Origin of the sequence: Caballeronia temeraria (assembly GCF_001544795.2) — a bacterium.
GTDB classification, from domain to species: domain Bacteria; phylum Pseudomonadota; class Gammaproteobacteria; order Burkholderiales; family Burkholderiaceae; genus Caballeronia; species Caballeronia temeraria.
Map to the genome: position 1 here is coordinate 398,196 of NZ_FCOI02000003.1, position 26,995 is coordinate 425,190.

The 26,995-nt window shown below is 65.3% G+C and carries 25 protein-coding genes; 8 read left to right on the forward strand and 17 right to left on the reverse strand.

Translation table 11 applies throughout. The annotated features are described in order from the left end of the window. Positions 1–75: 75 nt before the first annotated feature. Together AWB76_RS06685 and AWB76_RS06690 are read right to left on the reverse strand one after the other, a co-directional pair. Complete coding sequence (locus AWB76_RS06685) at positions 76–792, reverse strand: DUF899 family protein (RefSeq protein WP_061159329.1); 717 nt, start codon at positions 790–792, stop codon at positions 76–78. Between the two features lie 30 nt (positions 793–822). Then, positions 823–1,482: a glutathione S-transferase family protein gene (locus AWB76_RS06690; RefSeq protein ID WP_061159330.1), complete on the reverse strand. Its 660-nt coding sequence runs from the start codon at positions 1,480–1,482 to the stop codon at positions 823–825. Positions 1,483–1,684: 202 nt separating this feature from the next. Between AWB76_RS06690 and AWB76_RS06695 the strand changes: the two genes are divergently transcribed. Together AWB76_RS06695 and AWB76_RS06700 are read left to right on the forward strand one after the other, a co-directional pair. Then, the gene (locus AWB76_RS06695; protein WP_061159331.1) at positions 1,685–2,197 is read left to right on the forward strand and encodes a response regulator; all 513 of its coding nucleotides are present in this window, start codon (positions 1,685–1,687) and stop codon (positions 2,195–2,197) included. 79 nt (positions 2,198–2,276) lie between these two features. Further along, on the forward strand, positions 2,277–2,984 hold the full coding sequence (locus AWB76_RS06700) for an MgtC/SapB family protein (protein ID WP_061159332.1): 708 nt from the start codon (positions 2,277–2,279) through the stop codon (positions 2,982–2,984). An 8-nt stretch (positions 2,985–2,992) separates the two neighbouring features. Here the strand turns inward: AWB76_RS06700 and AWB76_RS06705 are convergent, their stop codons facing one another. Beyond that, a complete protein-coding gene (locus tag AWB76_RS06705; protein ID WP_061159333.1) occupies positions 2,993–3,337 on the reverse strand; it encodes a hypothetical protein in 345 nt (114 codons plus the stop codon). Between the two features lie 296 nt (positions 3,338–3,633). Here AWB76_RS06705 and AWB76_RS40070 point away from each other — a divergent pair, with 296 nt between their 5' ends. Further along, positions 3,634–4,794, forward strand: a complete 1,161-nt coding sequence (locus tag AWB76_RS40070) for a trypsin-like serine peptidase (protein ID WP_244173241.1) — start codon at positions 3,634–3,636, stop codon at positions 4,792–4,794. Between the two features lie 90 nt (positions 4,795–4,884). On the opposite strand, the gene AWB76_RS06715 is transcribed toward AWB76_RS40070, so the two are convergent. Further along, positions 4,885–5,196 carry a hypothetical protein gene (locus AWB76_RS06715; protein WP_157696071.1) on the reverse strand — a complete coding sequence of 104 codons (312 nt, stop codon included), beginning with the start codon at positions 5,194–5,196 and terminating at the stop codon, positions 4,885–4,887. A gap of 256 nt (positions 5,197–5,452) precedes the next feature. Between AWB76_RS06715 and AWB76_RS06720 the strand changes: the two genes are divergently transcribed. Further along, positions 5,453–7,186 carry a M12 family metallopeptidase gene (locus tag AWB76_RS06720; RefSeq protein WP_061159335.1) on the forward strand — a complete coding sequence of 578 codons (1,734 nt, stop codon included), beginning with the start codon at positions 5,453–5,455 and terminating at the stop codon, positions 7,184–7,186. A gap of 86 nt (positions 7,187–7,272) precedes the next feature. Then, positions 7,273–8,259, forward strand: coding sequence for a transglutaminase family protein (locus tag AWB76_RS06725; RefSeq protein WP_061159336.1), 987 nt, complete (start codon positions 7,273–7,275; stop codon positions 8,257–8,259). On the opposite strand, the gene AWB76_RS06730 is transcribed toward AWB76_RS06725, so the two are convergent. Further along, positions 8,254–8,961 carry a glutathione S-transferase family protein gene (locus AWB76_RS06730; protein ID WP_061159337.1) on the reverse strand — a complete coding sequence of 236 codons (708 nt, stop codon included), beginning with the start codon at positions 8,959–8,961 and terminating at the stop codon, positions 8,254–8,256. The genes AWB76_RS06725 and AWB76_RS06730 overlap by 6 nt on opposite strands. A gap of 119 nt (positions 8,962–9,080) precedes the next feature. Here AWB76_RS06730 and nudC point away from each other — a divergent pair, with 119 nt between their 5' ends. Beyond that, entirely contained in the window at positions 9,081–9,998 is a 918-nt protein-coding gene (gene nudC, locus AWB76_RS06735; RefSeq protein WP_061159338.1) for an NAD(+) diphosphatase, read from the forward strand. 44 nt (positions 9,999–10,042) lie between these two features. Continuing rightward, positions 10,043–10,627 carry a histidine phosphatase family protein gene (locus tag AWB76_RS06740; RefSeq protein ID WP_061159339.1) on the forward strand — a complete coding sequence of 195 codons (585 nt, stop codon included), beginning with the start codon at positions 10,043–10,045 and terminating at the stop codon, positions 10,625–10,627. Between the two features lie 747 nt (positions 10,628–11,374). Here AWB76_RS06740 and AWB76_RS06745 read toward each other — a convergent pair. From AWB76_RS06745 to AWB76_RS06775, 7 genes are all read right to left on the reverse strand, one after another. Further along, entirely contained in the window at positions 11,375–12,040 is a 666-nt protein-coding gene (locus tag AWB76_RS06745) for a MarC family protein (RefSeq protein WP_061159340.1), read from the reverse strand. A 97-nt stretch (positions 12,041–12,137) separates the two neighbouring features. Continuing rightward, positions 12,138–12,479: a hypothetical protein gene (locus AWB76_RS06750; protein ID WP_061159341.1), complete on the reverse strand. Its 342-nt coding sequence runs from the start codon at positions 12,477–12,479 to the stop codon at positions 12,138–12,140. 65 nt (positions 12,480–12,544) lie between these two features. After that, complete coding sequence (locus AWB76_RS06755; protein ID WP_082864363.1) at positions 12,545–13,303, reverse strand: flagellar brake protein; 759 nt, start codon at positions 13,301–13,303, stop codon at positions 12,545–12,547. Positions 13,304–13,525: 222 nt separating this feature from the next. Then, positions 13,526–14,491: a hypothetical protein gene (locus AWB76_RS06760; protein ID WP_061159342.1), complete on the reverse strand. Its 966-nt coding sequence runs from the start codon at positions 14,489–14,491 to the stop codon at positions 13,526–13,528. Positions 14,492–14,715: 224 nt separating this feature from the next. Then, a complete protein-coding gene (locus tag AWB76_RS06765) occupies positions 14,716–15,801 on the reverse strand; it encodes an alpha/beta fold hydrolase (protein ID WP_096031260.1) in 1,086 nt (361 codons plus the stop codon). A gap of 94 nt (positions 15,802–15,895) precedes the next feature. Then, positions 15,896–17,233 carry a glycosyltransferase family protein gene (locus AWB76_RS06770; RefSeq protein WP_061159344.1) on the reverse strand — a complete coding sequence of 446 codons (1,338 nt, stop codon included), beginning with the start codon at positions 17,231–17,233 and terminating at the stop codon, positions 15,896–15,898. 125 nt (positions 17,234–17,358) lie between these two features. Then, positions 17,359–17,991, reverse strand: a complete 633-nt coding sequence (locus AWB76_RS06775; RefSeq protein WP_082864364.1) for a TetR/AcrR family transcriptional regulator — start codon at positions 17,989–17,991, stop codon at positions 17,359–17,361. A 160-nt stretch (positions 17,992–18,151) separates the two neighbouring features. Here AWB76_RS06775 and AWB76_RS06780 point away from each other — a divergent pair, with 160 nt between their 5' ends. Then, positions 18,152–18,424: a hypothetical protein gene (locus AWB76_RS06780; protein WP_061159345.1), complete on the forward strand. Its 273-nt coding sequence runs from the start codon at positions 18,152–18,154 to the stop codon at positions 18,422–18,424. 45 nt (positions 18,425–18,469) lie between these two features. On the opposite strand, the gene AWB76_RS06785 is transcribed toward AWB76_RS06780, so the two are convergent. The 5 genes from AWB76_RS06785 to AWB76_RS06805 all read right to left on the reverse strand — a co-directional run bounded on the left by AWB76_RS06785 (position 18,470) and on the right by AWB76_RS06805 (position 26,971). Continuing rightward, on the reverse strand, positions 18,470–19,177 hold the full coding sequence (locus AWB76_RS06785; RefSeq protein WP_063936304.1) for a peptidoglycan DD-metalloendopeptidase family protein: 708 nt from the start codon (positions 19,175–19,177) through the stop codon (positions 18,470–18,472). A 108-nt stretch (positions 19,178–19,285) separates the two neighbouring features. After that, the gene (locus AWB76_RS06790; RefSeq protein WP_061159347.1) at positions 19,286–20,143 is read right to left on the reverse strand and encodes an alpha-amylase family protein; all 858 of its coding nucleotides are present in this window, start codon (positions 20,141–20,143) and stop codon (positions 19,286–19,288) included. Continuing rightward, on the reverse strand, positions 20,143–22,539 hold the full coding sequence (locus AWB76_RS06795) for a bacteriophage N4 adsorption protein A (RefSeq protein ID WP_061159348.1): 2,397 nt from the start codon (positions 22,537–22,539) through the stop codon (positions 20,143–20,145). Before AWB76_RS06795 ends, AWB76_RS06790 begins: the two co-directional genes overlap by 1 nt. Then, positions 22,536–24,713, reverse strand: coding sequence for a glycosyl transferase family protein (locus tag AWB76_RS06800; RefSeq protein WP_374729912.1), 2,178 nt, complete (start codon positions 24,711–24,713; stop codon positions 22,536–22,538). Before AWB76_RS06800 ends, AWB76_RS06795 begins: the two co-directional genes overlap by 4 nt. Further along, a complete protein-coding gene (locus tag AWB76_RS06805) occupies positions 24,713–26,971 on the reverse strand; it encodes a cellulose biosynthesis cyclic di-GMP-binding regulatory protein BcsB (protein WP_061159445.1) in 2,259 nt (752 codons plus the stop codon). Before AWB76_RS06805 ends, AWB76_RS06800 begins: the two co-directional genes overlap by 1 nt. Between the last annotated feature and the right edge of the window lie 24 nt (positions 26,972–26,995).

Sequence of the window (26,995 nt, forward strand, 5' to 3'; positions counted from 1 at the left end):
ACTTGGATCGGATGACGTCGGCCGGAAGCGCGATGATCGCGCGCCGCGGCATTGTATCCGTCCGCGTCACGCCGTTCAGTCGCGCGGCCCGTAATCCAGCTTCGGGTACCAGTTCGTTCCGCGTCCCTCCGGCGTCATGTCGAGCACGGTCCAGAGCGGCATCAGGTCGGGCGCGCCGCGCGGGTCCTCGCCCGGATCGGCGGTCCCGAAATCCATTTCGCCGCTCCAGAAATGGCGGATCACGCCGTCGCGCCGCGTGAAGACGTTGAGCGCGGGATCGTCGCCGCCTTCCTTCGATATCGCGTGATAGTCGCGGCTGAAATTGCCGTTCGTATCGGAGAAAAGCCGCAGATCGCGCCAGCCGCGCTCCTTTTTGAACGCGACGAGTCTGGCGAGCGGCGAACGCGCGATGACCGCGAGCGCCACGCGCTGCTCGATATCGCGCGCCTCGCCCTCCCACGCCGACAGCAGCGACGTGCACATCGGACACGGCCGCTCGCGCTGCGGCCCGAACATGTAGCTGTACGTGACGAGCGTGTCCTTGTCGCCGAAGAGTCCGGCGAAATCCACCGCGCCGCGCTCGCCGTCGAATCGATAATCGCCCGTCACTTCGCCGCCCGGCGGCAACGCGCGACGCATCTGCGCGACGCGCTCGATATGCCGGCGCAGGTCGATTTCCTCGGCCAGCAACGCGGTGCGTGCTTCGCGGTATGCGGCGCTTTCGTTGGGGAATCGCATCGTGGCGCGCTGGGCAAGTTCAGCGGCGGGAACATAGGTCGTGGTCGTGCTCATTTCCGATCTCCTTGGATGACGGTAAGCGGCTCAATCGCGATCCGGCGCGCCGAGCGGAAACAGCGACCGATACGGCCGCGCTTCATCCACGGCGCGCGCGAACGACGGCCGCGCGAGCAGGCGCCTGCGATACGCCATCACGTTCGGATACGCGTCGCCAATGCGATGACACCAGTCGGCATAGAACAGGAACGGCGCCGCGCCGCAATCGGCGAGGCTGAACGCGTCGCCCGCCGCCCATTCGCGCGCGGCCATCTTGCGGTCGAGAAAGGCGTAGGACGTGTCGAGCATGGCGCGGGCATCGGCGACGCCGCGCGGATCGCGTTCGTTCGGATCGCGCATTGCGTCGAAGACGATTTTCTGCTGTGGAGTGGACACATAATTGTCGAAGAAGCGGTCCATCCAGCGCGTTTCGAGCGCGGCGCGCGGATTGTCGGGGACGAGACGCACTGGGCCGGGATGATAGAGCCCCAGATGTTCGATGATCACCGTCGATTCGATCACCGGCCTGCCGTCGTCGACGAGCACGGGAAAGCGTCTCATCGGCCAGATTTCGGTGAGTTCGGCCATCGATTGCGGCGTTTCGGGCGTGAGCGCGCGCCATTCGAAAGGCGTGCCGTTCTCGTAGAGCGCTACCAGAACTTTCTGGCAATAAGAAGAAAACGGGTGTGCGTAAAGTTGCAAGCTCATCTGACTGTCTCCTGGTCGTCGAGCGGTCTGAAACGCGACGCACAATCATCCGGATTTTTCAACGCCGCTCACCCATACGACGAACGGTCGTTGTGATGATCGACAGCGAATCGCGAAATTTTGTTGTGCACCGCAACGTAGAGGCGTCGATGCGTTAACGTGCGCGCCTGATCAAATCGCCAGTCAAGGTCAAGCGAAGAAAATGAAGCCCGAATGCAAAATCAGCATTGTCGTTGCGGACAACCGCCCCGTCGTTTTGAGCGGGCTGCAAAGCTGGTTCGAGTCCCACGAGCGGCTTCGCGTGGCGGCGTGCGTCACCGCCGTCGATCAACTCCTGCCGACGCTGAACGCCGCGAACTACGACGTCATCGTGTTGAGCTGCGCGATCGCGGGTTCGCATGCCGGCTGCCTGTCGCTGCTGCGCGAACTGCGCCGGACGTTTCCGGATACGCCTGTCGTCGCGCTCACCGATGAAATCGACGCCCACGCGCTCGCCGACATTCAACGCGCGGGCGCCGCGGGTCTCGTGAGCATGCGCGAAAACGTGCGCGAATTCGAACGCGTGTACGAGCGGGCGCTGTCGGGCGCGACGCAGATCGTCTCGCCGCGCATCGCGGCGTACTGCGACCCGGCCGGCGCCACCGTCTCGTTCGATACCGCACCCAATTATCACGGCGTGCGCGTCAGCGTGAGGGAGTTCGTCGCGCGGGGCTGATTGCCCTCTTTCACGCTGTCGACATGTACCGGTGCGATGCTTTCGGGTTTATCTCCGGAACGGGCAACCCGATCAGCCGATGAGCGTCGATTTCGCCTTACGTCTTTTCGCCGCCTTCGCGTGCGGCGTCGCCATTGGTCTCGAACGGCAGTTGCGCCAGCGCACGGCGGGACTGCGCACCATCACACTCGTCGCGAGCGGCGCGTGTCTCTTCGTCACGCTCGGCATGCTGACGGGCAACGGCGTCGCGGGCGTCACGCAAATCGCCGCGTATGTCGTGTCGGGTGTCGGCTTTCTCGGCGGCGGCGTGATCATGCGCGACAAAGGTTCGATTCAGGGCATCAACACGGCGGCGACGTTATGGTGCTCGGCGGCCGTTGGCGTGCTGTGCGGCACGGGGCACTATGGTCCGGCCATCGCGGGAACGGGCGTGGTGCTCGTCACCAACACGCTGTTGCGCGAACTGAGCCGCGTCATCAACGCGACGCCCGTCTCCAGCGCGGATCTCGTGCGCGAATACGTTCTGACGGTCGTCGGGCGCGAGGAAGACGAAATCCACATTCGCACGCTGCTCTCGAACGCGATGGAATCGCAGCCGCTCTCGTTCCTGAGTCTGACGAGCGAGGACACAGACGGCGATCCGCCGCGCATCAAGGTGATGGCCACCGTGCGCATGCATCCGAAGGATCAGGCGAAACTCGAACGCATGGCGAGCCGCATGAGCATGGAGCGCGGCGTATCGAGCATAAGCTGGTCGGCGGCGGAGGTCGAAACCGCGCCAGAGTGAGCCTGCCTTCAGCGCTTCGCTTTCGCGGCATCGGCCCACAGCGGGATATCGGCACCGCCGGAAGACGGCAAGGCATCCTCGGATTGCGGCACGGCGGGCGCCTGCGTGTCCGGCGGCGGCAGATTTTCCAGCCCCGTCGCCAAAGCGGAGCCGTCCGCCGTCACGCTCTCGGCTTGCGATGGCAGCGCCGTGTCGCTGATCGCCGGCGGCGGCGCGACGGTCGAGTCGGAACTTCCGCCGCATGCCGACATCGCGAGACTCAGCGCGATCATCGTCATCGCCGATACGGCGAGCATCCGCATACGCCGATGCGCCGGCATGTTCCCGCGCATATCGTCGGCCTGGTTCGTCATGACATCCCTCCTGCGGTTCGTTGAGCGGCGCCCATAGCATCGAAGACGATGTCACGGGCGCGGTTTCGAAACGCAGCGCGCGAACTTCAATTTTTCCACGCACAGGTCGTTCTCGATGCTAAGTCGTCCGGCGTAGCGTCAACGAGGGTTCAGCGTCGCTATGGCGGGCTCGCGGCTCGCTCTCGTTCGTCATCCGCGTCGGAGGCTACCGGGATGCGCAGGACGCCGTATCGAAGCGGCATGGCGCTGCCCGTTGCGGCGAATTCATATCCTCGATCAACCAGCAGGTGATCACGATGACGACCTTTTCTCTGAAAACACCCGCGTTCGCCGCCGCGATGGCGTTCGGCATGGCAACGACCGCGTTCGCTCAACAGGCGCAGGTTCGCGGCGCGGTGACGGAGCTGCTCGTGCCGGAGCAGGCTGCGCGAGCCGCGCCCGACTCCAGCTTCGCCACCGCCACGCCGATGCTGCTGCCCACGCCGGGATTCACGCCGCCCACGGCGTCGGAGGCATTGCCTCAGGCGCCTTCCATCGATTTCGGTGCCGCGGGTTCGTCGCGTGGCGGAGCGGGAAGCGGCGCTCAGTCGGCCGTGCGCGTCGCGCCGGAACTGAAGGCCGGACCCAGCATGCCGGACGCGCAAACCCGTGAGTTCGGGACATCGGGACAGCCGTTCAACACGGCTCGCGTCGCCGCGCAAAACAACAGCACGCAGTCGTACTATCCGTTCAGCCCGACCGGCTGGCTGACCTACAGCACTCCCAGCGGAGGAATGCGCTGCTCGGCCTCGCTCATCAAGCCGGGCGTCGTGGTGACGGCGGCGCATTGCGTCGCGCTTTTCGGCAGTTCCCGGCTCTACAGCAACTTCAGGTTCGCGCCGGCCTATAACAACGGCGTGGCGCCTTTTGGCACCTGGAACGTCGCCGGCGTCTGGCTGATGACGTCGTACTACAACGGAACCGATTCATGCGCACAGCGCGGTGTCGTCTGTCAGAACGACATCGCCGTTCTGAGAATCGCGCCTCAGAACGGCGTCTATCCCGGCGCGCGGACGGGATGGTACGGCTACGGCTGGAACGGCTGGGGCCTCAACGCCTCGAAGCAGACGATCATCTCCCAGCTCGGCTATCCGCAGGGACTCGACTACGGCGTGATCATGGAACGCAACGAATCCCAGAGCTACGTTGCCTCGACCTTCTCCAACAATACGATCATCGGCACGGCGATGAATCAGGGATCGAGCGGCGGGCCGTGGCTCGTCAATCTGGGAATCGGCGCAGTCCATAACGGCATGAGCTTCGGCTCGTTCCCGGACCGCCAGATGGTGGTCGGCGTCACGAGCTGGGGCTACAACGGCAATCCGGCGATCAAGCAGGCGGGCGCCTCGCCATTCACATCGAGCAATATCGTGCCGCTCGTGAACGCCGCCTGTTCGGGGGCCGGAAGCGCGTGCTGATCCGTCGATACGACCGCCACGCATCGGCATGATGCCGGCGCGGTCGACGCGCGATGCCGTTCCGTGCACCGATGGAACGGCATCGCGCCGCTATCGTTCGGGCGCGAGCCGCACAGGTGTTTGCTCGCCGCTGCCGGCGCTGCCCGGCGCGCCGCCCGGCACGCCGAGATCGAGGCCGCGCGCCTGTTCGCGAGAGTCGGCCTCCGATGGCGGAGCCGTGTCCGGCTGAGGCAGCGGCATCGGCTGCGCGCGGGAGAAATCGAGTGGTGCGTTCGATTGCGACGACCCCGACGCCGAATCGGACTTCACGTGCTGACCGAAACCATTCGCACTTGCAGCACTTGCACCGAGCATCAGCAGCGCGAGCGGCGCGATTCTCGCGCGTGAGCCGAATGTGGCCATTGCAGTCACCTCATGCGTCTTCGAGGTCGCGGACAGCATCGTCCGCCTTTCGATACTGCGCGCCGTGCTCGCCGAGTGCAAGCGCGATCGCGCTTCTCCGTCGGCAATCGGGAGAATTAATGATTGACGCCTTCGTGCCGAAAGGCTGAAGCTTCGGAAATACTCCGTAATCAAGCTTCCAGTTTCATTACGCACGGAAAAGAGCGGTTCCTTCCGCCATGCGCCAGTTGCATGGTCGCGATAAACGGAGAACGACATGAGAAGGATACGAGGACTACTCCTGACACTTTCTTCAGGAGTATTAATCAGTTCGTGCGGCGGCGATGCCGGCTCCGATGTCTCCACGACGAGCGCGAAGAGCGTCGCCGGACAGCCATCGACGCAAACGGAAGCCACGGTCAAGGGATACGCGCTGTCGACGGTCATCTGGCGTCGCGTACCCATCGGCGCATGCTGGGATCTGAACAACGCCGATTACGCGCGCTACTCGGCCGAGCGCAACTGGAGCCGGCTCGCGGTCGAGGAAACCTGGGAGGCGCATTCCGGCGCGCGCTTCACGGGCTGGCAGCAATGCACGAACGATCCGAATTACTACGGCATACGGATTTCCGTCGAGGACAGCCCGCAAAGCGGGCCGCATACCATCGGCCTGGGCGCGATGCTGAACAACGCGCCGGGCGGCATGACGCTCAATTTCACCTTCAGGAATTGGAGCCAGAGTTGCCAGGGGCGCGAGGAATACTGCATTCGCCGGGTCGTCGCGCATGAATTCGGTCACGCGCTGGGTTTCGCGCACGAGCAGAACCGGCCCGATACGCCTTCGACATGCAAAGAGCCCGCGCAAGGAACGAACGGCGACACGATGATCGGCGCGTGGGATCTGGCATCGATCATGAATTACTGCAATCCAGAATGGAACGGCGACGGCAAGCTGAGCGCCACCGATAACGTGATGGCGCAGCAATTCTATGGACCGCCGCCGCTCACGCAGACCGTGTACACGCTGACGCGCGCCGAGGCTCCGGCGAAGGTCACTGCGTATGATCTCGTTTCGCGCGCCGCGAAGGCGACGATCGATCTGTCGCTGACCGGCGACTACAAGCGAGTCGATCAGATGTTCGCCAGCGCCGATGGAAAGCGGCTCCACGTGCTCCTGGAAAGAAGTCCGACATCGATCGATCTCGCCACCATCGACACCACGACGAATTCGGTCGTGCATGTGACGCCCATCGGTCCCTTGTTGACGACTTCCGCCTGGTACAGCCTCCAGCCTGCGTCGTCCGGCAGTCAGGTGTATGTGTCGAGCCGGAACGTCATCAACGTCGTCGATCCGGACACCGGGGCGCTCGTGAGGCAGTTGAAACTGCCGAAGGATTTCAGCCTCATCAGGCTGGCCACCGCCGGCAACGACGCCGAACACCTCTACGCGCTGGCCAACGAGCCGGGGTCGCGGCTGGAAGTTCTGCGCATCGAGACGGCGAGCGGATATATCGTGGGCGGCTATCCGGCGGGCTCGGCGCCGAACGCGACGCGCGATCAGTTCGCCGTGACGCCCGATGCGAAAAAGGCCTATTTCGTGGGCTTCGCGTCGCCGGCTGCCGTGGGCAGGCTGACGGAAATGGATCTCGAAAGCGGCTTTACGCGCGTGCTGACCGATCTGCCGGAGAAGAACGTGCATTTCCTCGCGGCGATCAGCAACCAGCAAATCCTTTTCGCCGACGACAACTTCAACGCCCCGAGTCCGGCCATCCTTTACGACACGACGAGCCGCGCGAAGACGACCTTGATGACTTCGTCGATGTCGATCGCGCTCCTTCAATACGACCCGCTCAACAAGTCGATTTTTCTCGAGGAGAACAGCGCGTGGTCCGTCCATCAGCTGACGCAGCGGACGAACGGCACGTACCGGGACACCGATCTCGGGCTGCGGTCATACGCGAGCGGCTCGGTGTATAACGGCGTCGCACCGTTCGTTTTCGTGACGCACTGAAGTTTCCTCGATCGGTGTTTCAAGGCGGACATGGCAGTGGCATCATTGACCGACGAAACCGCGCAGCACTCGCCCGGAGGTCGCACATGTCCGTCTTTCTCGAAGTCGAACACGTCACAACCTATCGCTACGACAAGCCTGTCGAGTTCTCCCCGCATCGCGTGATGTTCCGTCCGCGCGCGGCGCACGACATCCGCGTGCTGTCAGCCACGCTGGAGGCGTCGCCGCACAGCACGCAGTACTGGATGCACGACGTGTTTTCCAATTCCGTCGCGGTCGTCGAGCCGCGCGTGCCCGCCGATGTACTGGAATTTCGCGCCCGCTTCGTGATCGAGCATTTCGGCGTCAGGAATCTCGAATTGCCGGTGGCGGCGGAAGCGGAAAACTATCCGTTTCAGTATGCCGATGAAGACCGGCTCGATCTGGCGTCGTTCCTGCCGCCGCAATATCCGGAGGATCAGCCGATGTTGCGCGACTGGGTGGCGCAGTTTCTTCCGCGGCGCGGCACCACGCACACCCGCGACATTCTGGCGAACATCAACGCCGCGATCCGCAGCGACTTCCAGTACCAGTCGCGCGACGCGATGGGCACACAGCGTCCGTCCGACACGCTGAACCGGCGCGGCGGCACCTGCCGCGACTTCGCGTTGCTGATGATGGAAGTGGTGAGGGGGCTGGGACTGGCCGCGCGTTTCGTGTCGGGTTATCTGTACGATCAGGCGCTGGACACGCCGAACGCGCCGACGCTGCGCAGCACGGGACTGCAGCAGGGCGCGCGGCAGGTCGAAAGCCGCGACGAGCCGCTCGTGCTCGGCGCCGGCGCGACCCACGCGTGGCTGCACGTTTTTTTGCCGGGCGCCGGCTGGGTGCCCTACGATCCGACCAATTCGCTCGTCGGCGGCACCGATCTGATCCGGGTGGCCTATACGCGCAAGCCCGAACAGGCCGCGCCCGTGTCGGGCTCGTGGTTCGGCGGCGCGCAGGATTTCATCGGCATGGATGTCGGCGTGAGCGTGCGGCGGATCGAGCCGCCGGGCGAGCCGGCGCCGGCCGATGAACACGTCAGTTCATGACGGCGCGGAACTCTGCCCCATCCGCTCGCGTATCGCGCCGCAATGTCTCGCCAGATTGCCCTGCGTGGCGACGAAACCCTTGAGCGGCGTATCGATGTCATAGAACCAGATGTTCGCGACGAACCCGTACAACGCGGCATCGATGCCCGCCGGCGACGCGCCGAACATGAACGGGCCGTCGCCGAGCACGTTCGCGATCGCCTGAAGACTCGCGATCCCGCGCGCGTAGGCGGCGTCGGGCTCGTATCGGCCGATTCCCTGATAGCGATAACGCTCGAAGTTGTACTTGCGCGCGCCTTCCAGCGCCTGTGCGCCGATATCCGGATGCTGCGCGAGGAGCGCATCGCGGAACTGCGGCCAATAGCGGTCGTCGCGCCAGCGCGAGTACGACATCACCCAGTAGAGATCGTCGAGCGTGCGGCGGATCAGCAGATCGAGATCGCGCTGCGCGGGGCTGAGCGCGTCGTCGAGCTTGACGGCGTGTTGGCGCTTCAGATGCGCGATGATCGCATCGCTGTCGCCGATGGTCTCGCCGTCGTCGACGAGATACGGCAACTGGCCGCGCGGCGCGGCGCTCGTGTCGAGAACGTGGCGATGCTCGAACGGCAGGCCCGCGAGCTTCAGAAACGCGAACACCTTCAATCCGAACGGATTGTTGTCTTCGAGGCCGAACAACTGAGGATACGAGTAGAGCGTGATCATCGACGTCTCCGGGCGTCGCCCTGCAAGGACGCGCCAACTTCGCTACGATTCCCGATTGGCTTGCCTCTTCCCGTCACGCGGCGCTGCGGTTCCTCGCGCCGTCACACACGAAAAATACTATGCCCACGCCGCCTCATGCCATCGGTTTTACACTCGATCCGCTCGACCGGGTTTCGGAGAAGCGCGACGACGACGCCTTCATCGCCGGCCTGCGCGACGATCCCGCCACGCGCGCGCTGCTCTTCGTGAACAACGTGCCGCTTTTCAAGCGCGCGAACGGCCACGATCCGCTTTTCGGCGCGCAGGAAGCCGCATCGCTCGGTACGCCCTTGCAGACGGTTTTTCTCGGCCGCGACGCCGATGGGCACGCGCTTTTCGCCCATTCGTTCGATGGAGAGCCGCAAAGCCTCGCCGATGTCGAAGCCGTCGAACTGCGCCCCATCGCGATGCAGGGACTCGTGCCGCCGCCGCTCGTCAGCGCGCTCGGCGAAGCGCGGTCGATGCTCGACTGGCATCGACGGCATCGCTTCTGCGCGAACTGCGGCCAGCCGACCGATTCGGCGGGCGCGGGCTGGCGACGCATTTGTCCGAACTGCAAGGCGCAGCATTTTCCGCGTGTGGACCCGGTCGTCATCATGCTCGTCACCGATGGCGAGCGCTGCCTGCTCGGCCGTCAGCCGCAGTTCGTGCCGGGCATGTATTCGGCGCTGGCGGGCTTCATCGAGCCGGGCGAGACTTTCGAGCACGCGGTGTATCGCGAGGTGCTGGAGGAAGCGGGCATTCGCTGCACGGACGTGCGGTATTACGCGTCGCAGCCGTGGCCGTTTCCATCGTCGCTGATGATCGGATGCTTCGCGCGCGCGGCCACGACGGAGATCGTCATCGACAAGAACGAGCTCGAAGACGCGCGCTGGTTCACGCGCGCTGAAATCGGCGCGATGCTGGATGGCACGCACGAGCAGGAACTCTCGGCGCCGAAGCCGTTTGCGATCGCGCATCATCTGTTGAAGGCGTTCGCCACGGGCGAGCGGGATTGAACCTTGGCACTCGGTGCAGATTTTCTTCAGACACGGTGAACGACATGAACATGAAAAGCGGCGTGCAGATCTGGCTGATCCGGCATGGCGAAACCGAATGGAGCAAGTCGGGGCAACACACGGGAACGACGGACATCCCGCTCACCGATGAAGGACGCAAGCAGGCGCAGGCGCTCGCGCCGGTCCTTGCGTCACGGTCTTTCGATCTCGTGCTGACGAGCCCGATGGGTCGCGCGATCGAGACGTGCCGGCTCGCGGGGCTGGGCGATCGCGCAACGGTTGAGCCTGAGTTGCACGAGTGGAACTACGGCATTTACGAAGGCCGGACGACGCCGGATATTCGGGCGGAAGTGCCGGACTGGTCGGTGTGGACATCGCCGATTCCGCAGGGCGAAAATCTCGCCGATGTCGGCGGGCGGGCGCAGGCGCTCATCGACAAGTTGCTTGCGACTCAGGCGACGAATATCGCGCTTTTTTCTCATGCGCATTTTTCGCGTGTGTTTGGTGCGCAGTGGGCGATGGGGTCGCCTTCGCTCGGCGCGCATCTTGTGATGGATACCGCTGCGATGAGTGTGCTCGGGTTTGAGCGCGATGTGCGCGCCATTATCAAGTGGAATCTCTTGCCTTGAGGGTGGGTTTTGCTTTTGGCTTTTAGCGCGGGTTTCTTGTCGCTGGATTCCGTTTTGTTTTTGGTTTATTAGCACTGCCCCTGTGCGGGGCGGCAGTCACTTTCTTTGCTGCTGCAAAGAAAGTAACCAAAGAAAGTAGCTCGTTAAGGCCCGCGGTCACACGTAGTTTGGGTAGTTCTCTCGTTCGAGGCGGCACTCGCCTAAAGAGTGCCCTCGTAGGCCCCATCGGGCTTGGTTCGCGCACGGTCTGTCGCTTCGCACCACATAACAAATCGGTTCAGCACGAAATGGCTCCAGCCCGCTTCGCGGCCGACCGGTCAATCTGGTCCGCGCGTGCTTCCTTGCTAACACTTCCATCTCACTGCCTGTGCTGCACGTTGGTTTCCGTCGCACACCCCACGGCAGCGCGTAGCGCTGTGCCGATGCTATTTCGTGCTGAACCAGCGCCTTAAAACGACTAGCTTGTCAGACCGTGCGCGATCCAAGCCGTATGAGGCCTATGAGGGCACTCTTTAGGCGAGTGCCACGGGGGACGAGAGAACTACCCAAATTGCGTGTGACCGCGGGCCTGAAAAGCTGCTTTCTTTGGTTACTTTCTTTGCAGCAGCAAAGAAAGTGACTGCCGCCCCGCACAGGGGCAGTGCCAATAGACCAACACGAATACGGGATCCGGCGAAAAGAGGCAGGAACACACTTCACGATTCGAGGTCAAGCGGTGTCTCCTGAACGGTGCCGCCGTGATATCCGCTACTTGATGCTGAGTTGAATCGATGCGATCAGCTCGGACAGACCGAGCCACAGAATCTGCACGCCGATGCAGAAGATGATGAACGCGAAGAGACGCATCGCGACCCGCGTGCCGACGGCGCCGAGCAGACGTTCGAGATGCCCCGCGAAGCGCACGCACACGTAGATGCTCGCGCACAGGATGAGAAGTCCGACACCCACGCCCGCGAGATGCACCGGCTGCAACCCGTGCCGCGGCGAACCCGTGCCGAGCGCGATGGCCACCGCGATCGCGCCCGGTCCGACCGTGATCGGCAGCGTCAGCGGATAGAACGCCTTCGCGCGCAGCGTCGCGCCGCTGCGCGGTTTGGGCGCGGCTTCGGCGCCATCGTCGTCATCGGGCGCCTGGAGCAGACCCCAGCCCGCCATCGCGACGACGAGACCGCCCGCCACGCGCAGCACCGGAATCGAGATGCCGAAGAACGAAAGCACGTAAGCGCCGATCGAAAGCGACGCCAGCAGAATCACGAAACTGTTGATGCAGATGCGCCGCGCGAGCTCCGTGCGGTCGGCATCGCCGATATGCGGCAGCATGCTCAACACGACGAGCGCCGTCGCGGGCGGATTGATGATCGGGAACAATGCGGCGACGATCACGAGGACCGTCTTGGCGAATTCGTTGAGCATGCGCGTCGTTGTCCGTCGTTCGTCGTTCGTTGGCCTGCTGCAAGCCCGGACATTGTGCACGCTAAGCCGGCACGCGTGCGCGGAATCGCTCGATGTGTCAGGCAAACGGCGCGGTGACGATCAGCGCGCATTCAGTGAGAAACGAACCGAGCCCGACGCCGATCAGCACGCGCGCGATCACCGTCCACACGCGGCGATCGACATTGGCCGAGCAGCGCCAGGCGAGCATGCACCACAGCAGATACAAGGCCGAGCACAGCGCGAATACGCCCAGCATGCCGGGCCAGAACCAGACGGTGAGCAGCAGGAATGTTTCGGGCGTGACGCCGCTCGCCCAGAGGTCGAGGTAGACGAACCACCATGCAAGGTGAATCGGCACGCCCAACAGCCACCAGACTTTCCAGAAGCGTTCTTCTCCGCGCCAGGCCTTGCGCAACATGCGTCGTCGTGAAAGGGAAAGAGGCACGCATTTTACTCCGCGCGTGCCCCGCTCATTCCGCCCGTTCACGCCGACAGACTGCAGCGCTTCGCCTCCATGCGCGTGATGAGCCGCTGCAGCACGTTCTCCGCCGCGCCCGAGAGCCGCACGAAGCGAAAGCCGACGACATAACGCACATCGCCGCGCGGCGTGGCCACCGTGCGCGGCGAAACGAGTTCGAGATCGACGGGCAACGCCGCGCCCGGACCAAGATGCAGCACGACGTCGTTGAAGACGGTGCCGCGCTCCGTTTCCGCGAGACGCGGCATGTCCATGCGCAGCGCGATGCCGCCGAGCGACAGATCGTGCACTTCGTAGCGGAACGATTCGCCGTCGGCGAATGCGCCTTTGGCGTAGAAGGGTTCGAGAATCGGCGCCGGCACGCGGAAGTATTCGCGGCGTTGGAACTGATAAAGCTTCTCGGGGAAGGAGACTTCGAACGCCTGGCGTCCTTGGTACGTCACGGCATGTGCGGCGAGCGTCGTGAATTCGACGCGAACGCCCTCCGGCGCGCCCTTGAAATACAACTGCCGCGCTTCGAGCAGCGCGCGGTTGTCCGACTCGACGCCGCCCCAGTCGAACACGATGCGCCCTTCGCGCACGTCGACTTCCAGCAATTGCGTGACGATCTGACCGTGCCCGCTCGTCACCGTCAGCATGTCGCGGCGCTGCACGAGCGTGCGCAGAACGACGGAAATTTCAGATGGCGTGTGACGCGCGAAGCGTTCGTGGTCTTCCGCGAATTTTTCGATGTCGGTCGTGTGCGGCAACGGTTCGGCGAGCATGATGGTCCAATCTAATTTCAGTTTGGGACAGCGAGCGACGACTACCTGATTTCCTCATATCTTGCCCGAAAAGAATCGGTTCAGTACGTCAGTAACAAGTAGATTTCCACGGCAATTCAGCGTTTTGCAAAGCAGCAAACGCATTTGTCTTACATATCGCCTTCGAAAATGAGAAGGCCGGACGTCGGCAGCCCGGCCTTCTCGTCCATCATGCCGAGTGCATCATGCGAGCGCGCGTTGTCTGATCGGCGCGAGCGCTGCGCCGAGCCGTTCGCCCTGTGCCTCGCTGATCAGGCTCGTCAGAATCTCGCCGAAGCGCGGCTCGTCGACGCCCGAAACGATGTACTGCCACCGATACGCATCGACCAGCCCCGCATGCACGCGCGCTTCTTCATCGCCGGAGAGCGCGCGATCGAGTTGCGAAACGAAGTAGTGCGCATCGGCGGCGGCTTGCGCCTGCATCATGCCGTCGATGGTCGCGACGAGATCGATCAGATCGCCGATCGCCGTATCGCGCGCGTCGTCGTCGAGTCGCGCGTCCTCGCGTATCCACTCCAGTTCGTCGATGATCGCGTGCTGCGATTCCTCCTTCCAGTGAAACAGGAAGATGTCCTTGAAAAGCGGCGACAGGCTCGCGTCGCTCTCCATGCTCTGCCGGTAATGCACCTGCGTGACGATCTCGACGCAGCACGTCAGCGCGAGAATCGACCACGTCGACTTGCCGAGCACGAACGCGGCGACTTCGTCGGCTTGCGGGATGAAGCGATAACCCGGCGGCAGCGCCTGCGCCGCGAGCGCTTCGACGCGGCGAAACAGCTCCTGATGCTTCAACTCTTCATCGGTGAAACGGACGATCGCTTCGAGCGCGGTCTGATCGCCGAGCGCGTGATCGCGGCCGACTTCCAGCATCTTCGCGCCGACGAAACGCTCGATCATGCCGAACATATTGGCGTACGTGCGACCCTGAATCTGCGACATCAGGCGGCGTTCGCGCGCGTCGAGAAACGGCAGACGATTCACTTCGGAAAGCCCGTCGGGCATGAACTTGTGTGCGGGATCGAAGTGACGGCCGCGCAGGACATCGCGATCGATATCCCAGCGGATGCGGCGCGATACTTCGATGCACTTCGCATAACGCTGTTGCGAGGCGATCTTTCTGGACTGGACTTCTTGCTGAACAGCTTCCATGTGCAAACTCCGGAACGACTCTGCGTCGATGACTGTGATGAACGGGCGCGGATTGGCCACGCCCTGCGTCGAACAGGTCGGCGTAAGAAGTCATGCGTCGCGTCACCGTTCTGAGAATGATTCTCGGGAACGGCGCGGCTTCGCACATGAGGCGCATGTCCCGGTCGAGGGCCGGGACGCTGCAATCTGGCGGCAGGAACGGGGGACATGTGTCCCGGAACGGCTCAGGCGGCGGGTGCGTCGAAGCCCGCGCGCCGCGCGAGCACGATGGCCTGCGCGCGATTTTCGACTTCGAGCTTCGCGAAGATGCTGGTGATGTGATTGCGCACGGTCTTCTCGCTCAGCGCGAGGCGCGCGGCGATCTGGGCGTTGTCGCGCCCGCCCGCGAGCAATTCGACGATATCGCGTTCGCGCGGCGTCAGCGTCGAAAACGCCGGATCGACCGCCGCCGCCGATGGCAGGAACGCCCGCACTTCCTCGCGCCAGCGCTGCCACGCGGCGTCGACTTCGAGCGTCAGATGGTTCTCGCTTTCGAGCGGCACGAAGCGCGCGCCGGGAATCTGCCCCGCGAGCAGGCGGCTTTCGTCGAAGGGCACGCGCGCATCGCCGCTCGCGTGCAGCACGAGCGTCGGACATTGCACGCGCGGCAGCAGCGCGACCACATCGATGTCATTGAACACGCGCATGATGCGCGCCGCGTTGTGCGGCGTGGTCGTCATGCGTTCGAGTTCGTTGAACCATCGATGCTGCTCGGGCGTGCCGCCGGGAATGAACTGCGTCGTGAAGAACTGGCGAAACGCCGGATTCTGCTTGCCCCAGCCGAGTTCGGCGAGCTTCACGAGCATTTCGGCTTCCTCGCGCATCGCCGGATCGCACGTGCGTTTCAGGCGGCCGCGCGCATAGCCGCCGTGCAGCACGAGATGCGTGACGCGCTCGGGATGCGCGACCGCATACGCAATCGCAATCGACGCGCCCTGCGAAATCCCCAGCAGCGGAAAGCGCTCGAGGCCGCTCGCATCGACGACGGTTTCGAGATCGCGCAGCCAGGCATCGAATGAAATATCGCCGACGTCGTGATCGGACAGGCCGCAGCCGCGCTGATCGTAGCGGATCAGCGTGTGCCGGCTGCACAGCTCGAGCATCAGATGGCTCCAGACCGGGCTCGTGAAGTCGAGTTCGAGATGACTGAGCCAGTTCGCCGCCTTGATGAGCGGCGGCCCGGAACCGCAGGTCGCATAGGCGATGCGCACGCCGTCGCTCGCCGTGCAAAGACGGATCTGCTGCCGTGGCATGGACGGGCGCGGCATCATCGCAATGATGTGTATGTAGGGACTACGTACAAAACCGATGCACGCGCGGCGGCCCCGCGCGTTCGACCATGCTCGCGCGTAATGCTTTAGAAAGTCAAGGCCGGCGCGCCCCGCGCATCTGGCTTCGCAGGTCGCCGTGATGCATCGCGAGTGCGCGCAGCGATGGCCACATATGCATGTAGTGCACCATGAAGGTGTCGCGGGACTGAAGCTGATACGGCGTGTTGATGGTCGCGCAGTCGAGAAGATCGCGGTGGTGCGCCAGCCCGTGCCGCTCCAGCACCTTGATGAACGCGTCCTGATCGCCGCCGCTCGCGTACGTCGACGATTTATCCGCGATTGCCCCGATCGTCTGTTCGATGTCCTTCAGCACGTCGAGATTCTGCTGCGTGTTGCGAAAGCCCATGATGCCCGAGTTGAACTTCCAGCTCACATCCATCGCGATGACGCGGTCGCGGTCTTTCAGTATCGGTTCGAGCGGCTGCGCCTGATCGACGACCAGCACGTCCGCATCGATCCAGAAGATCCATTCGTGTTCCGGGAGATGGCGCAGCAACACCCACGGCTTCACCCAGTTGCCGCTCGCGCCGGGGCCCGCTTCGGGCGGCACATCGCGATAGAGATGCAGCGCATAGCCGTGCCGCTCGCAATAGCGGCGCAAGTTGCGCTCGGCGATTGCGCCGTATTCTCGGATATTCGGCGTGTAGAGCATCGCGAGCGCGATGGGCGCATGAGGGTTCGATACTTCGTAGCGCGCGTCATCGACCTCCGGCTGCGGCAACGCGAGAAACGGCTGACCGCGCGTCAGACAATCGTTGACGTGCTCGGCGAGCAGGTCGCGCAGATCGGCGAACACCGGCTGATTCTTCGGCGCGTCGGGGACATCGGCCAGCGCCAGCGCGAACGCGAACCACTCGGCCCACACCGGATGCACGTGCAACGCGGCCAGTACGACCGGCACGTATCCTTCGATCACCCCGCTGAAAGGCAGCGGTCCGAGCGCCTCCAGCAACGTCGTTTCGCTCGCGAGCGCTCCGCCGAACCTCGCGCCGCTGCAGATGCGCTCCACGTGTTCGCGCGCCGCGGCCGTGTTGCGCCAGAGCTGAAACGACGCCATCACTTCGTCGCGGGCGCTATCGCGATACGTGACGATCCAGTCGCGGCTTTCGTCCCGCATGAACGTTTCACAGGGAATATCGCGCAACAACAGGCAATCCTGCGTCAGCAGCAAAACGAGATCGCCCTCGGCGCACGCGCGCAATGTCTTCAACAGCAACTGGTATTTCAGCAGCAAACGCAGATGCGGCCAGCCGATCGTGCTGGTATCGACATACTCGTGCGAGTAGGCATGACGCGCGCAATAGCGGCGATGATTTTCGAACGATGCGCGAGCGTTGTCGTCGGCGAAAAAACTGATGACGTGGGTCGTCATGGCAATGCTCCGTGGTGCCGGGTCTCGGGGATTTTGTTCCCCACATCGGCACGCAAGCAAGCACAAGCACAGTTTGTTTCATCCCGCCGGGCAGCCGCCGCGATTGTTTCGCGCAACGACGGATTTCAACGCTTCGCGCGCAGCGGCAACGTCGCGATAAATTGATCGATGGCCGCGAACAGCGCCTGGCGGCGCACGCCGTCCTGCGCCTGAATCGACAAGCCCGCGAACAGCGTCATGCACAGCGCGGCGAGCGCCTGAACATCGGTGCGGGCGTCGAGCTCGCCGTTTTCGACGCCTTGTGCGAGCCGCGCCGCGACGATCGACGCGACCTTGCGCCTGCGCTTCTGCATCTCGGCGCGCAATTGCGCGTGCTCGCCGCCGACGGACATCGCGCCCAGAAAGATCATGCAGCCGCGCGGATTCGGCTTGCAGGTGAAGAGTTCGATGCTCGCGCGGAACATCGCGCGCAGCCCGTCGCGCACGGATTCATGCGCCTGCAACTGCCTGAGCGCCGCGCCGCCTTCCTCGTCCGTATAAAGCTCGACGGCCTCGCGGTACAGCGCTTCCTTGCTGCCGAACGCGGCGTACAGACTCGGCGAATTGATGCCCATTGCGTCGACGAGATCGGCCATCGAGCACGTGTCGAAGCCTTTCGTCCAGAATACTTCCATCGCGCTTCGCAATGCGGCTTCGCGATCGAACGTGCGCGGCCGGCCGCGCGTCTTGTGCTGCGTTTCCTGCATTTCCGTCGACATGTCTCGCTCCCTGCGCGTGTCAGCGATCGATTGCCGCACGCATCGCAATTCTGAATTATGTGTCGATCGTAACAAAATGGCTGGACCTTGTCGCGATCCGATGCTTAAATATCTGTATCGATCGCCACATAAATCTCAGAATCTTCTTAGGAGTGTCATCATGAGATCGACTTTGTCCGCGCTGGCCGCAGCGCTGTTGTTGTTGAGCCCGCTGGCGTCGTTCGCGCAATCCCCGGCGACGGCGGCATCGCCCGCGCCGTATTCCGTGTTCGTCGATCAGCCGACCGGCTTCACGTTCGTGAAGCTGCCGTCGGGATGGAAGTTCGTCGGCGCGGTATCGCAGGAAGAGGCGCAGCATGTGCCCGCCGGCGTGCTGAAGTCTGTGTTGCCCGCTGAACCCGCTCGGCCGATGAAAACGGCGTCGGTAAAATAAGCCGCGTCGCGCGCGGCGGCGATTGCGCGTGGTGCAGGCGCCGTCCTACGACTCGCATCCCTTCAGATACGGCGCCGGGTCCACCGGCTTGCCGTCCTTTCTCACCTCGAACAGCAACGGCGCCTTGCCCATTTCGGCGATGGTCTGTCCGCGCTTGACGTTGTCGCCCTCCTTCGCCAGCACGCGCTGGGTAAAGCCGTAGGCCGTCAACAGATGTTCGTCATGCCTGACGATGATGACCAGTCCATATCCCTTGATGCGGTTCCCGGTATAGACCACTCGTCCGTTCTTCGAGGCCTTCACGATGTCGCCGGGCGTGCCGTCGATCCGGATGTCCGGCGCGTTCCTGCCGCCGAACGCTCGCTGCACGGCGCCGCTCACCGGCCACGCCAGTTTGCCCGGCCCGCACGCGGCGCTGTTCGCCGCGGCGCGCTGCGGCGGGATCTGCGGTGGCTTGCCGTCGTCGGGCGGAGGCGCCACACGCAGCACTTTGCCGGGCGCGAGTTTGTCCGGCTGCTCCAGCCCGTTCCAGCGCTTCAGCGACGCCGTGTCGCGCCCGAATGCCGACGCGATGCCCGCGAGCGTATCGCCTTCGTTGACGCGGTAGTAGCCCGCCACCACGCGCGCATCGGCGTTCGGGTCCGGTGCGGGCTTCGCGCTCACGCACGCTGCAAGCAGGTAACTCGAAAGACAAGCCGATAGGACGAGCGCGCGCGCGCCGGACGCGCCGCTCGGGCGATGTGGGGTGTTCATCTGGATGCCGAATGCCGAATGCTTTGGAGACCGGGCAGATTAACCGCGACCCGGCTTCAGCAGCGCGACCTGTGACTGAAGGCGACGAAAATTTGACAACTTGTTACTTCAGCGGCGAACGATGCCATACGCATCGAGCAAGCCTTTCACGAGGTCCGGCGACACGTAATGCGGCCCATCGAAGAGATACGTCTTGTAGCCGCGATAGGCGTCGATCTGCGGCTTCAGTTCATCGACGGTTGCCGGGCGAAAGCCGCCGCCCACCTGCGGCCGGAACGCCTCCGCGATGATCCGCACACGATGCCGCCCGAGCTTCGCCGCTAGCTGATCCGCATACTCGCGCGCGATCTTCGGCTCGCGCGCATACACGCCGCATCCGTCCTGCAGCAGCACGCCGACATCCCGCGGCAGCCACTGATCGAGCCACTCCGCGATCGCCGCGCCGCCCACGTTCGCCCGGTCGTACACGCTGATCCACAGCGGCCGCGGCAACGCATCCAGCAGCGTGCGCAACGCGCTCGCGTTCTGCCATGTCGGATCGATCTCGACGGGAAAGTAGTAGCCCGTCACATGCACGGGCGGATGCACCTGCGCGAGCTGCATCGATTCGATGGCCAGTTGCACCACATTCGCGCGCGCCGCCGCCTCGTCGAAGCGTCCCGCGAGCCCGACGATCACATTGCGCGCCCACGGCTCCTGCGCGATGCGCTCCCAGTCCGGCATGCGCGCGGCCGCGGGCATGCCGCTGCCCGGCACGAACGACACGCCGTCCACCGCCGTCCATTGCACGATGAGTTCGCGCGCGCCGAGCCGGTCCCAGTCGCCGCGCGGATCGGCGTGCGCGTTGTCGGGCTGCCAGACGATGCCGTCGATGAGCCGCACGCGCGACGCCTGCGCATGCGCGGCGCACGGCGCGCACGCGAGCGCGATGAACACGGCGAACGAAGCAAGAAGCGAGCGCATCATCAGTATGAGAATACCGCGCCGAAGAACACGCCTTTTGCGCGATCGTCGCCCGCGACGCGAAAACGGTACTGCACCGTCAGATCGACGAACGAGCGCGGCGCGTCGTACGGACCGCCACGAAACCCGTAACGCGCCGCCACGCCCGCGCCGATGCCCACCGGCACGCTGTGATCCACCGCCGAATCGTAGTCCATGCCGACGACCGCATGCGGAAACACCGTCAGCCGCGGACTCACCGAATCGACGCGATACGTGCGGCCCAGACGCGCGTTCGCGGTCGCGTACGTCGAGTGATTGTCGATGTAATGGCCCGCCTCGCCGTACACCGTGCCCGTCCACCAGCTCGGCACGTCGAGGCGGCGCGTGTCGCCGAAACCGTTGGAATAGGCGGCGCGCGCGAGCCAGTCGGCGTGCACGTCGGAACCGATCGGGAAAATCTTTTCGATCGCGAATATCGCATTCGCCGATGCAAACGGCTTCACGCGCGCGCCGATCGCCGCCTGCAACGTCGATGCCCCCGACGGCCCGCCGCCCTTCACGCCGAAGTTCTCGTAGCCGCGCGCGTACACCTCGAACATGCGCTCGCCGAGGCTGCCGAACGGCCGCCAGTACGCTTCCGCGCCCGCCTGCCAGTTGTTCGAGAGACCCGGCGTCGGCGCGAACGCGAAGCCTTGCTGCGCGCCGTTGCCGCGATAGTTCACGGTCGCGCTGAAACCCCAGTTGCGCGTCGCTTCGGCGTGGGCGGCGCGCGCGTCGGTGAGGGCTTGCGGCGTCAGGGTTGCGTCGTCGTGATCGATCGCCCGTTCGAGATACTTCGCGCCTTCCTCGTTGCGATACAACTGGAGCGCCGCGTAACCGGCATCGGCTTCGGCGGATGCGGGCAGCGTGCCGGCGCGTTCGGCGCGCGCGAAATAGTCGAGCGCAAGCGCGTTGTCGCCCGCGCGCCGCGCGATGAACGCGGCTTGCGTATCGGTCATCGAATTCAGCAGATTTGCGTCGATGAGCGCGCGCGCTTCGTCCGACGCCTCGCGCGTGCGATTCGTCGCCGCGAGCGCATCGATCAGCGCAAGGCGCGGCTGCGGATCGTCGGGCACTTCGGCGATCGCCGTGCGCCAGTAGCCGATGGCCGCGCCGCGATCGCCGCGATGTTCGGCCAGGCGCGCTTCGCGGGTCGCGGCGAGCGCGGGATCGTGCGCATAGACATCGCACGATGCGCCGAACCGGTCTTCGCGGCACTCGAATGTGGGACGCGCGCGCGGGTCGATCTGCGCGGTTTGCGTCGCGCCCACGCGCAGCATCGTTTGCGCGCGAAGGCGGCGCAGGATGATCGCGGCATCGGCGTCGTCGGGCGTTTGCGTCGTGACGGGCGGCAGCGCGTCGAGCGCCGCTTGCGGGTTGCCTTGCGCGAGCCGCACGTCCGCGACGATCGCGCGCGCCACGCGGGCATCGCGGCTGGCGCGTGCGTTGTGTTCGTCGCGCGTGTCGATCGATGCGAGCGCGAAATCCGCGTCCTTCCCCTGCGCCGCGCGCGCATAGCCGTGCAACGCCCGCACCAGCGCATCGTCGGGATCGATCGCGATGGCATCGCTCGTCGCCATTTCCACGCCCGCGAGATCGCCGCGCGCGAACAGTATCTCGATGAGCTGCACGCGGAAGTCCATGCGCGCCGGCGCGTACATGACTGCCTTGCGCGCGAAGCCTTGCGCCGCGTCCAGATCGCCGCGCTCGCGCGCCGCATACGCCGACTTCGATTCGGCCGGCGCGAGCCTGTCGCCGATGAAGCGCCGCCGCTCGCGCAAGGCAGCGCTGTCGCCGAAGCGTGTCGCGGCATCGACGGCGGCGTCGTATGCGGCGGCATCGTCGCCGGATGCGGCGAGCGAGTCGATCAACAGATAGCGCAAGCGCTCGGCCTGCGGCGCGAGACGCACGGCTTCGCCGCTTTCGGCCACCGCCGTCGCGAAATCCTTCTTCGCATATGCGCGATACGCGGCGCGCGCCGCCTTCGACGCCGGCTCCGGCAGATCGCCCGGCACACCGCCCGCGCCGCCCGACGCGATCAGCACGTCGATCTGCCTGCGCCGCGCGGTCAGCGCAGGCAGCGGCCCGAGTTGCGCGATGGCGTCGGAAAGCGCGCGGCTCGCGTCCTTCAGACGCCCGCGCGCCGCGAGCGCATTCGCGAGCAGAAGACGCAGATCGGCGACGTCGGGCCGCTGGCGGATCGCTTCGCGCGCGCCGGCGATGGCATCGGCATAACGATGTTCGTCGTAAGCCGCGAACGCCTGGCGCGCGACGCGATACGCCGCGCCGCTCAACGGCAGCGGCAGCGTTTCGTCCGCGCACACGGCCAGCGACGCGCACAGGCACAGCGCGGCGATCGACGCATGACGCGCGTTCATCGAATGCCGGCCCGCGCGAGATAGCGGCGGCGCTGCTCCGCGATCGCGACCGTCAGCGCATCGGGCAGGATGACTTCTTCCGCGACCATGTAATCGCCGATGCGTCCATGCCGCTCCGGCCGATAGTCGCTCATCGCGGTCTCGAACGCGCTGCGCGTGACGAGGCCCATTTCGATCATGATGTCGCCGAGCAAGGGCACGCCTTGCGCGGCGGCGGCATCGGCGAGCGATGGCGGCGCGTCGTCATCGGCGTCGCCCGGATGAACCGGCATGCCGGCCGCGCGCAGCATCCGCAGGCCCGCCGTGATCTCGCTTTCGCGCACGATCTGCAACGCGACGCCGCGGCCCGCCGCCGCGCGCAATTCGGCGAGCGAGGCATCGTCGAGCAGGCTCGCGCAGACGAACACGGCGTGCCCGTTCGCGTCGATGCCCTGCGGCAGCGCGCGCAGCCGCACGAGCGTCTCGGGCGTCGCGATGGTTGTCAGCTCGATGCGCGCCGCGTCGAAATGACCGCGCGGCAAGTCCGCCTGAAACGCGATGGCTTCGGCGAGCGTTTCCTCGTCGAGCCAGCCGCGCGTGACGAGCACGCGGCCGATCGGCGCTTCGCGCGCGTGCTCGGTGCGCCGCGCTTCCTCGAGCCGCTCGGGATCGATCGCCTGCCACGACACCAGCAGCTCGCCGAGTTCCTGGCGCGTGTCGCGCAGGCCTTCGTCGCTGGGGAAATCGTGCATCGTCTTGTCCCACGCGAGCCGCCGCCCCGTCACCACATGCACGATGAAAAGCCGCCACGCGCGCGCCACCGCCATGAAGTTGATGACGTTGCTGATCACCATGCGCGGCACCGACAGCACGCCGTGCTCCCAGCCGTAAAGCCGCGTCGTGAAGATGATGCGCTGCGTGACGCGCAGCACGAGCGCGACCGAATTCGCGGCGAGCAGAAACTGCAGCCAGTGCGAATCGATGAACGGCGACGGAAAGAATTCGGTCGCGAGCCCGAAATACGAAGCCGTCGCGAAGAGCATGAACTGCACGGCGAGCAGATACGCGAGCATGCCGACGAACGCCGTCACCACGCCCTTGCGGTCGCGCATCAGCAGATAGCGGTTGGCGAGCGAGCCGCTCCAGCCGGTCAGCGCCCAGCCTTGCAAGCCGATGCCGAGCGTCCACCGCGCGCGTTGCCGGTACGCGGTGCGGAACGTGTCGGGGAAAAACTCGCGCACGCACAGCGGCATCGTCATCTTGATCTCGCGCTCGCGGCCGAGGCCGAACCAGCCCTTGCGGCGCGTCGTGAATTCGACGGGAAAGAGCGGGAAGATCGACTGCATGCCGAGCCGCGTGATGCGCGTGCCGATGTCGTAATCCTCGGTGAGGCTTTCGGTGTTGAACGGCTGCTGCGCCGTTTCTTCGACGAGCGCCAGAATCGCGCGGCGCGAAAAGCACGTGCCCACGCCCGCCGACGGCACCGCGCCCGCGAGACTTTCGCGCACGACGAGATCCTTCGCGTGCCATTCCGCGAACTCGTCCATGTACGTGCCCGCGACGAGCTCGAACCAGTGACGCTCCAGCGACGCCACCGGCAACTGGATCATGTCCTTGCGCGGCAGCAGATAGTTGAAGAACTTCAGCTCGACGGGATGCAGCACGTCCTCGCTGTCGTGCATCACGATGCCCGCGAATTCGACCCCGGCTTCGAACTCGTAATGCAGGATCGCCTGCACGAGCCAGTTGAGGCAGTCGGCCTTGCAGGTCGGGCCGTCGTGCGGCACTTCCACGCGATGCAGATGCTTGTAGCGATGCCGCATGCGCTCCACTTCGCGAATCGTCGCGGCATCGTTCTGATAAGTGCCGACGAACACCGTGTACGCGCGATAGTCGAGCACGCGCACGAGACTTTCGATCATCGCGGCGATCACGTCGTCCTCGTGCCACGCGGGCACCATGATCGCGATGGGCTGCTCGTCGCGCGCATACAGTTGCTCGATGGTGAGCGGCGCGTAACGGCGCTCCACCGTCACGCGGCGCCAGAACTTGCGCGTCCAGTACCAGATGTCGATGAACAGATCATCCAGGCTCGAAAGCAGGATGATCGCCGCGACCGTCGCGGCCACGTACTCGAGTCCCTGGTAGTACTCGGCGAGCAGGATCTCGCCGTACCACCGGAGCATCTCGGGCATCACGCGTCATCCTCGCCGCCGTTGCCGCGACCGTTGCCGCGACCGTTGCCGTTGCGATGTCTTCGCCGCGCGTGGCCCGCGAGCGCGATCAACGCGAGCAGCAGTACGACGAGCACCGCCGGAATGCCCCAGCGCGCCCAGTGCCGCGTGACCCAGTCGGTGCTCGACGCGGACTCGTCGGTCATCTCTTCGGGGTCGACCGTATCGAACTGCTTGAGCACGCCGGTTTCATTCACCACGGCGATATTGCCGCGCGAAAGCTGAAGCTTGTCGGTGAGCACCGGCGCCGCGCCCGCCGATCGATACACGACGCCGCTCTCGCCGCCCGCGCTCGCGACACTCACCACCGCGACGCGCGAAAGCCCCGACATGTCGAGCAACGTGTCGCCCACGGGCGATGTCAGCGCGAGACGGTCGCTTGAATACACGGCGGGATTCTTCTCGTCGGCGAGTTTGACATCGGCGGCGAGGAACGGGCCGTCGGGCCGGGCGGCATCGTCCGCGCCGCTCACTGCGAATTTCGCCGATACCGGCGCGATGCCCGCCGCGCCCGTCAGCACGGCGAGGCGCGGCACGCTGTTCAGGGCATCGTCGAGATAAGCGCGCGGCACGTAGACCGTCGCCGACGACGCATAGCGCGCCGCCATGCCCGCGAAAGTATGGTCGGGCGTGGCCTTCGCGAGCCGCAGATGGCTCGACGGCAACACCGCGACCGGATACGTCTGACGCGCCTGGCAACCCGCGTCGGGCTGACGGCGGAAGGTCACGCGCAGGTCGTTGGTGCGCGCGAGCGCGTAGCGCGGAATGGGCGCGACGAGACGCTGGCGCGCGCCGTCGACATTGATGAGCTTCGCGCCGATCATCACGTCGTTGAAGTAGACGGTGGCGGTCGCGCCGCCGTTGGAGAGCGTCGGCGATGCCGCGAGATCGAGCACCACTTGCTCCGGCAGGCGGCCGTTGCCCGACGCCGCCGCGAGATCGAAGCGCGCATCCCACGACGCGGCCGTCTGCACGTCGACGCTGCGCGGATCGCCGCCGAGATCGGACAGCGCGATGGTGTCGCCGCGCGTCTGCTGCGCCACGTCGATGCGATGCACGACCACGCGATTCGACACGTCGATGGGCCGCCAGCCGTGCGCCAGCGCGCCGATGCCGCGCGTATCGCCGACGACGATCATCGCGCGTCCGCCCACGTGCGCGACGCGCACTTCGCCCGGCGCGAGCGGCGCCGTCAGTTGCGAGGCCGTGCGCTTGCGCCAGGCGTCGAAGGCGGCGAGCGCATCGGCGGATGTGCTTGCGACTTCTGCGCGCAACGCGTCGAGCGCGCTATTTATCGACGTGCGCATCGCTTCGTCGGCGATGACCACGTCGGGGCCGAACGCCGCGCGTGCGCCCAGCGCGACGAGCGCGCCGCGTTCGGCATCGTCCTTGATCGTGTGCTTGGCGCCCGCCGCCAGCGCCGCGAACGCGGGAATTCCGCGCAAAGACGCGGGCACCTCGACGCCCGCGAGATCGACCGTATCGCCCACGGCGGGCAGCGTCTGCATCACGGGGCGTTTGCCGTCGCGTTGCAGGAGTGCGTCGGTGCGCCAGGCGGTATCGAACGCGTTCGTCGACAGCTTGCGGCCCGACACCGCGAGCACCGGCGCGAACGGCAGCGCGCTCCATGCGGTGCGCAGATCCTGCACGTCGGCGGGATTGAAGCGGAACGTGAGGCGCGTGGCCGGATCGACGCGCAGCACATTGCCGATGGCCGTCTGATCGGCGCACCCGGTCTCGCTGATCACCGACGCGAAGCCGAGGCCCAGTCGCACGAAGCCCGCGCTGCGCGGCGCGCCATCGACGCCGAGATTGAGCGACACGCCGCCCGCGTCCTGCGTGAAGGCGCGTGCGAGCACCGGCGAGCCGTCGAGCGAAAGGAGCATGGTCACGCGGCCGCCGTCGCCGCGCACGTAGCCGCCGTCGACTTGCAGCGTGGCATCGGAGATCGGGACGCCGGCGGGCACCGGCAGGAAGAACTCGCGGCGCGTGTCGGGCGCGTTCAGCGTGACGCTTTCGAGCAGGCCGAGTTGCCGCAGGGTGACGGTGCGCGTCTCCTGCACATCGAGGCCGAGCCGTCCGATCGCGCCCGCGATGTCGGTATCGCTCGTGGCAGCGCCGAGGGCGGCATACTGGAAGCCCGCGAAGCACGCGGCGAACAGCGCGATTGATGCCAGGACGGCGCGCAGTCCGCGCCGCTTGATGATGTCGTTGACCAAGTTGAGTGACTCGACGTTGACGCA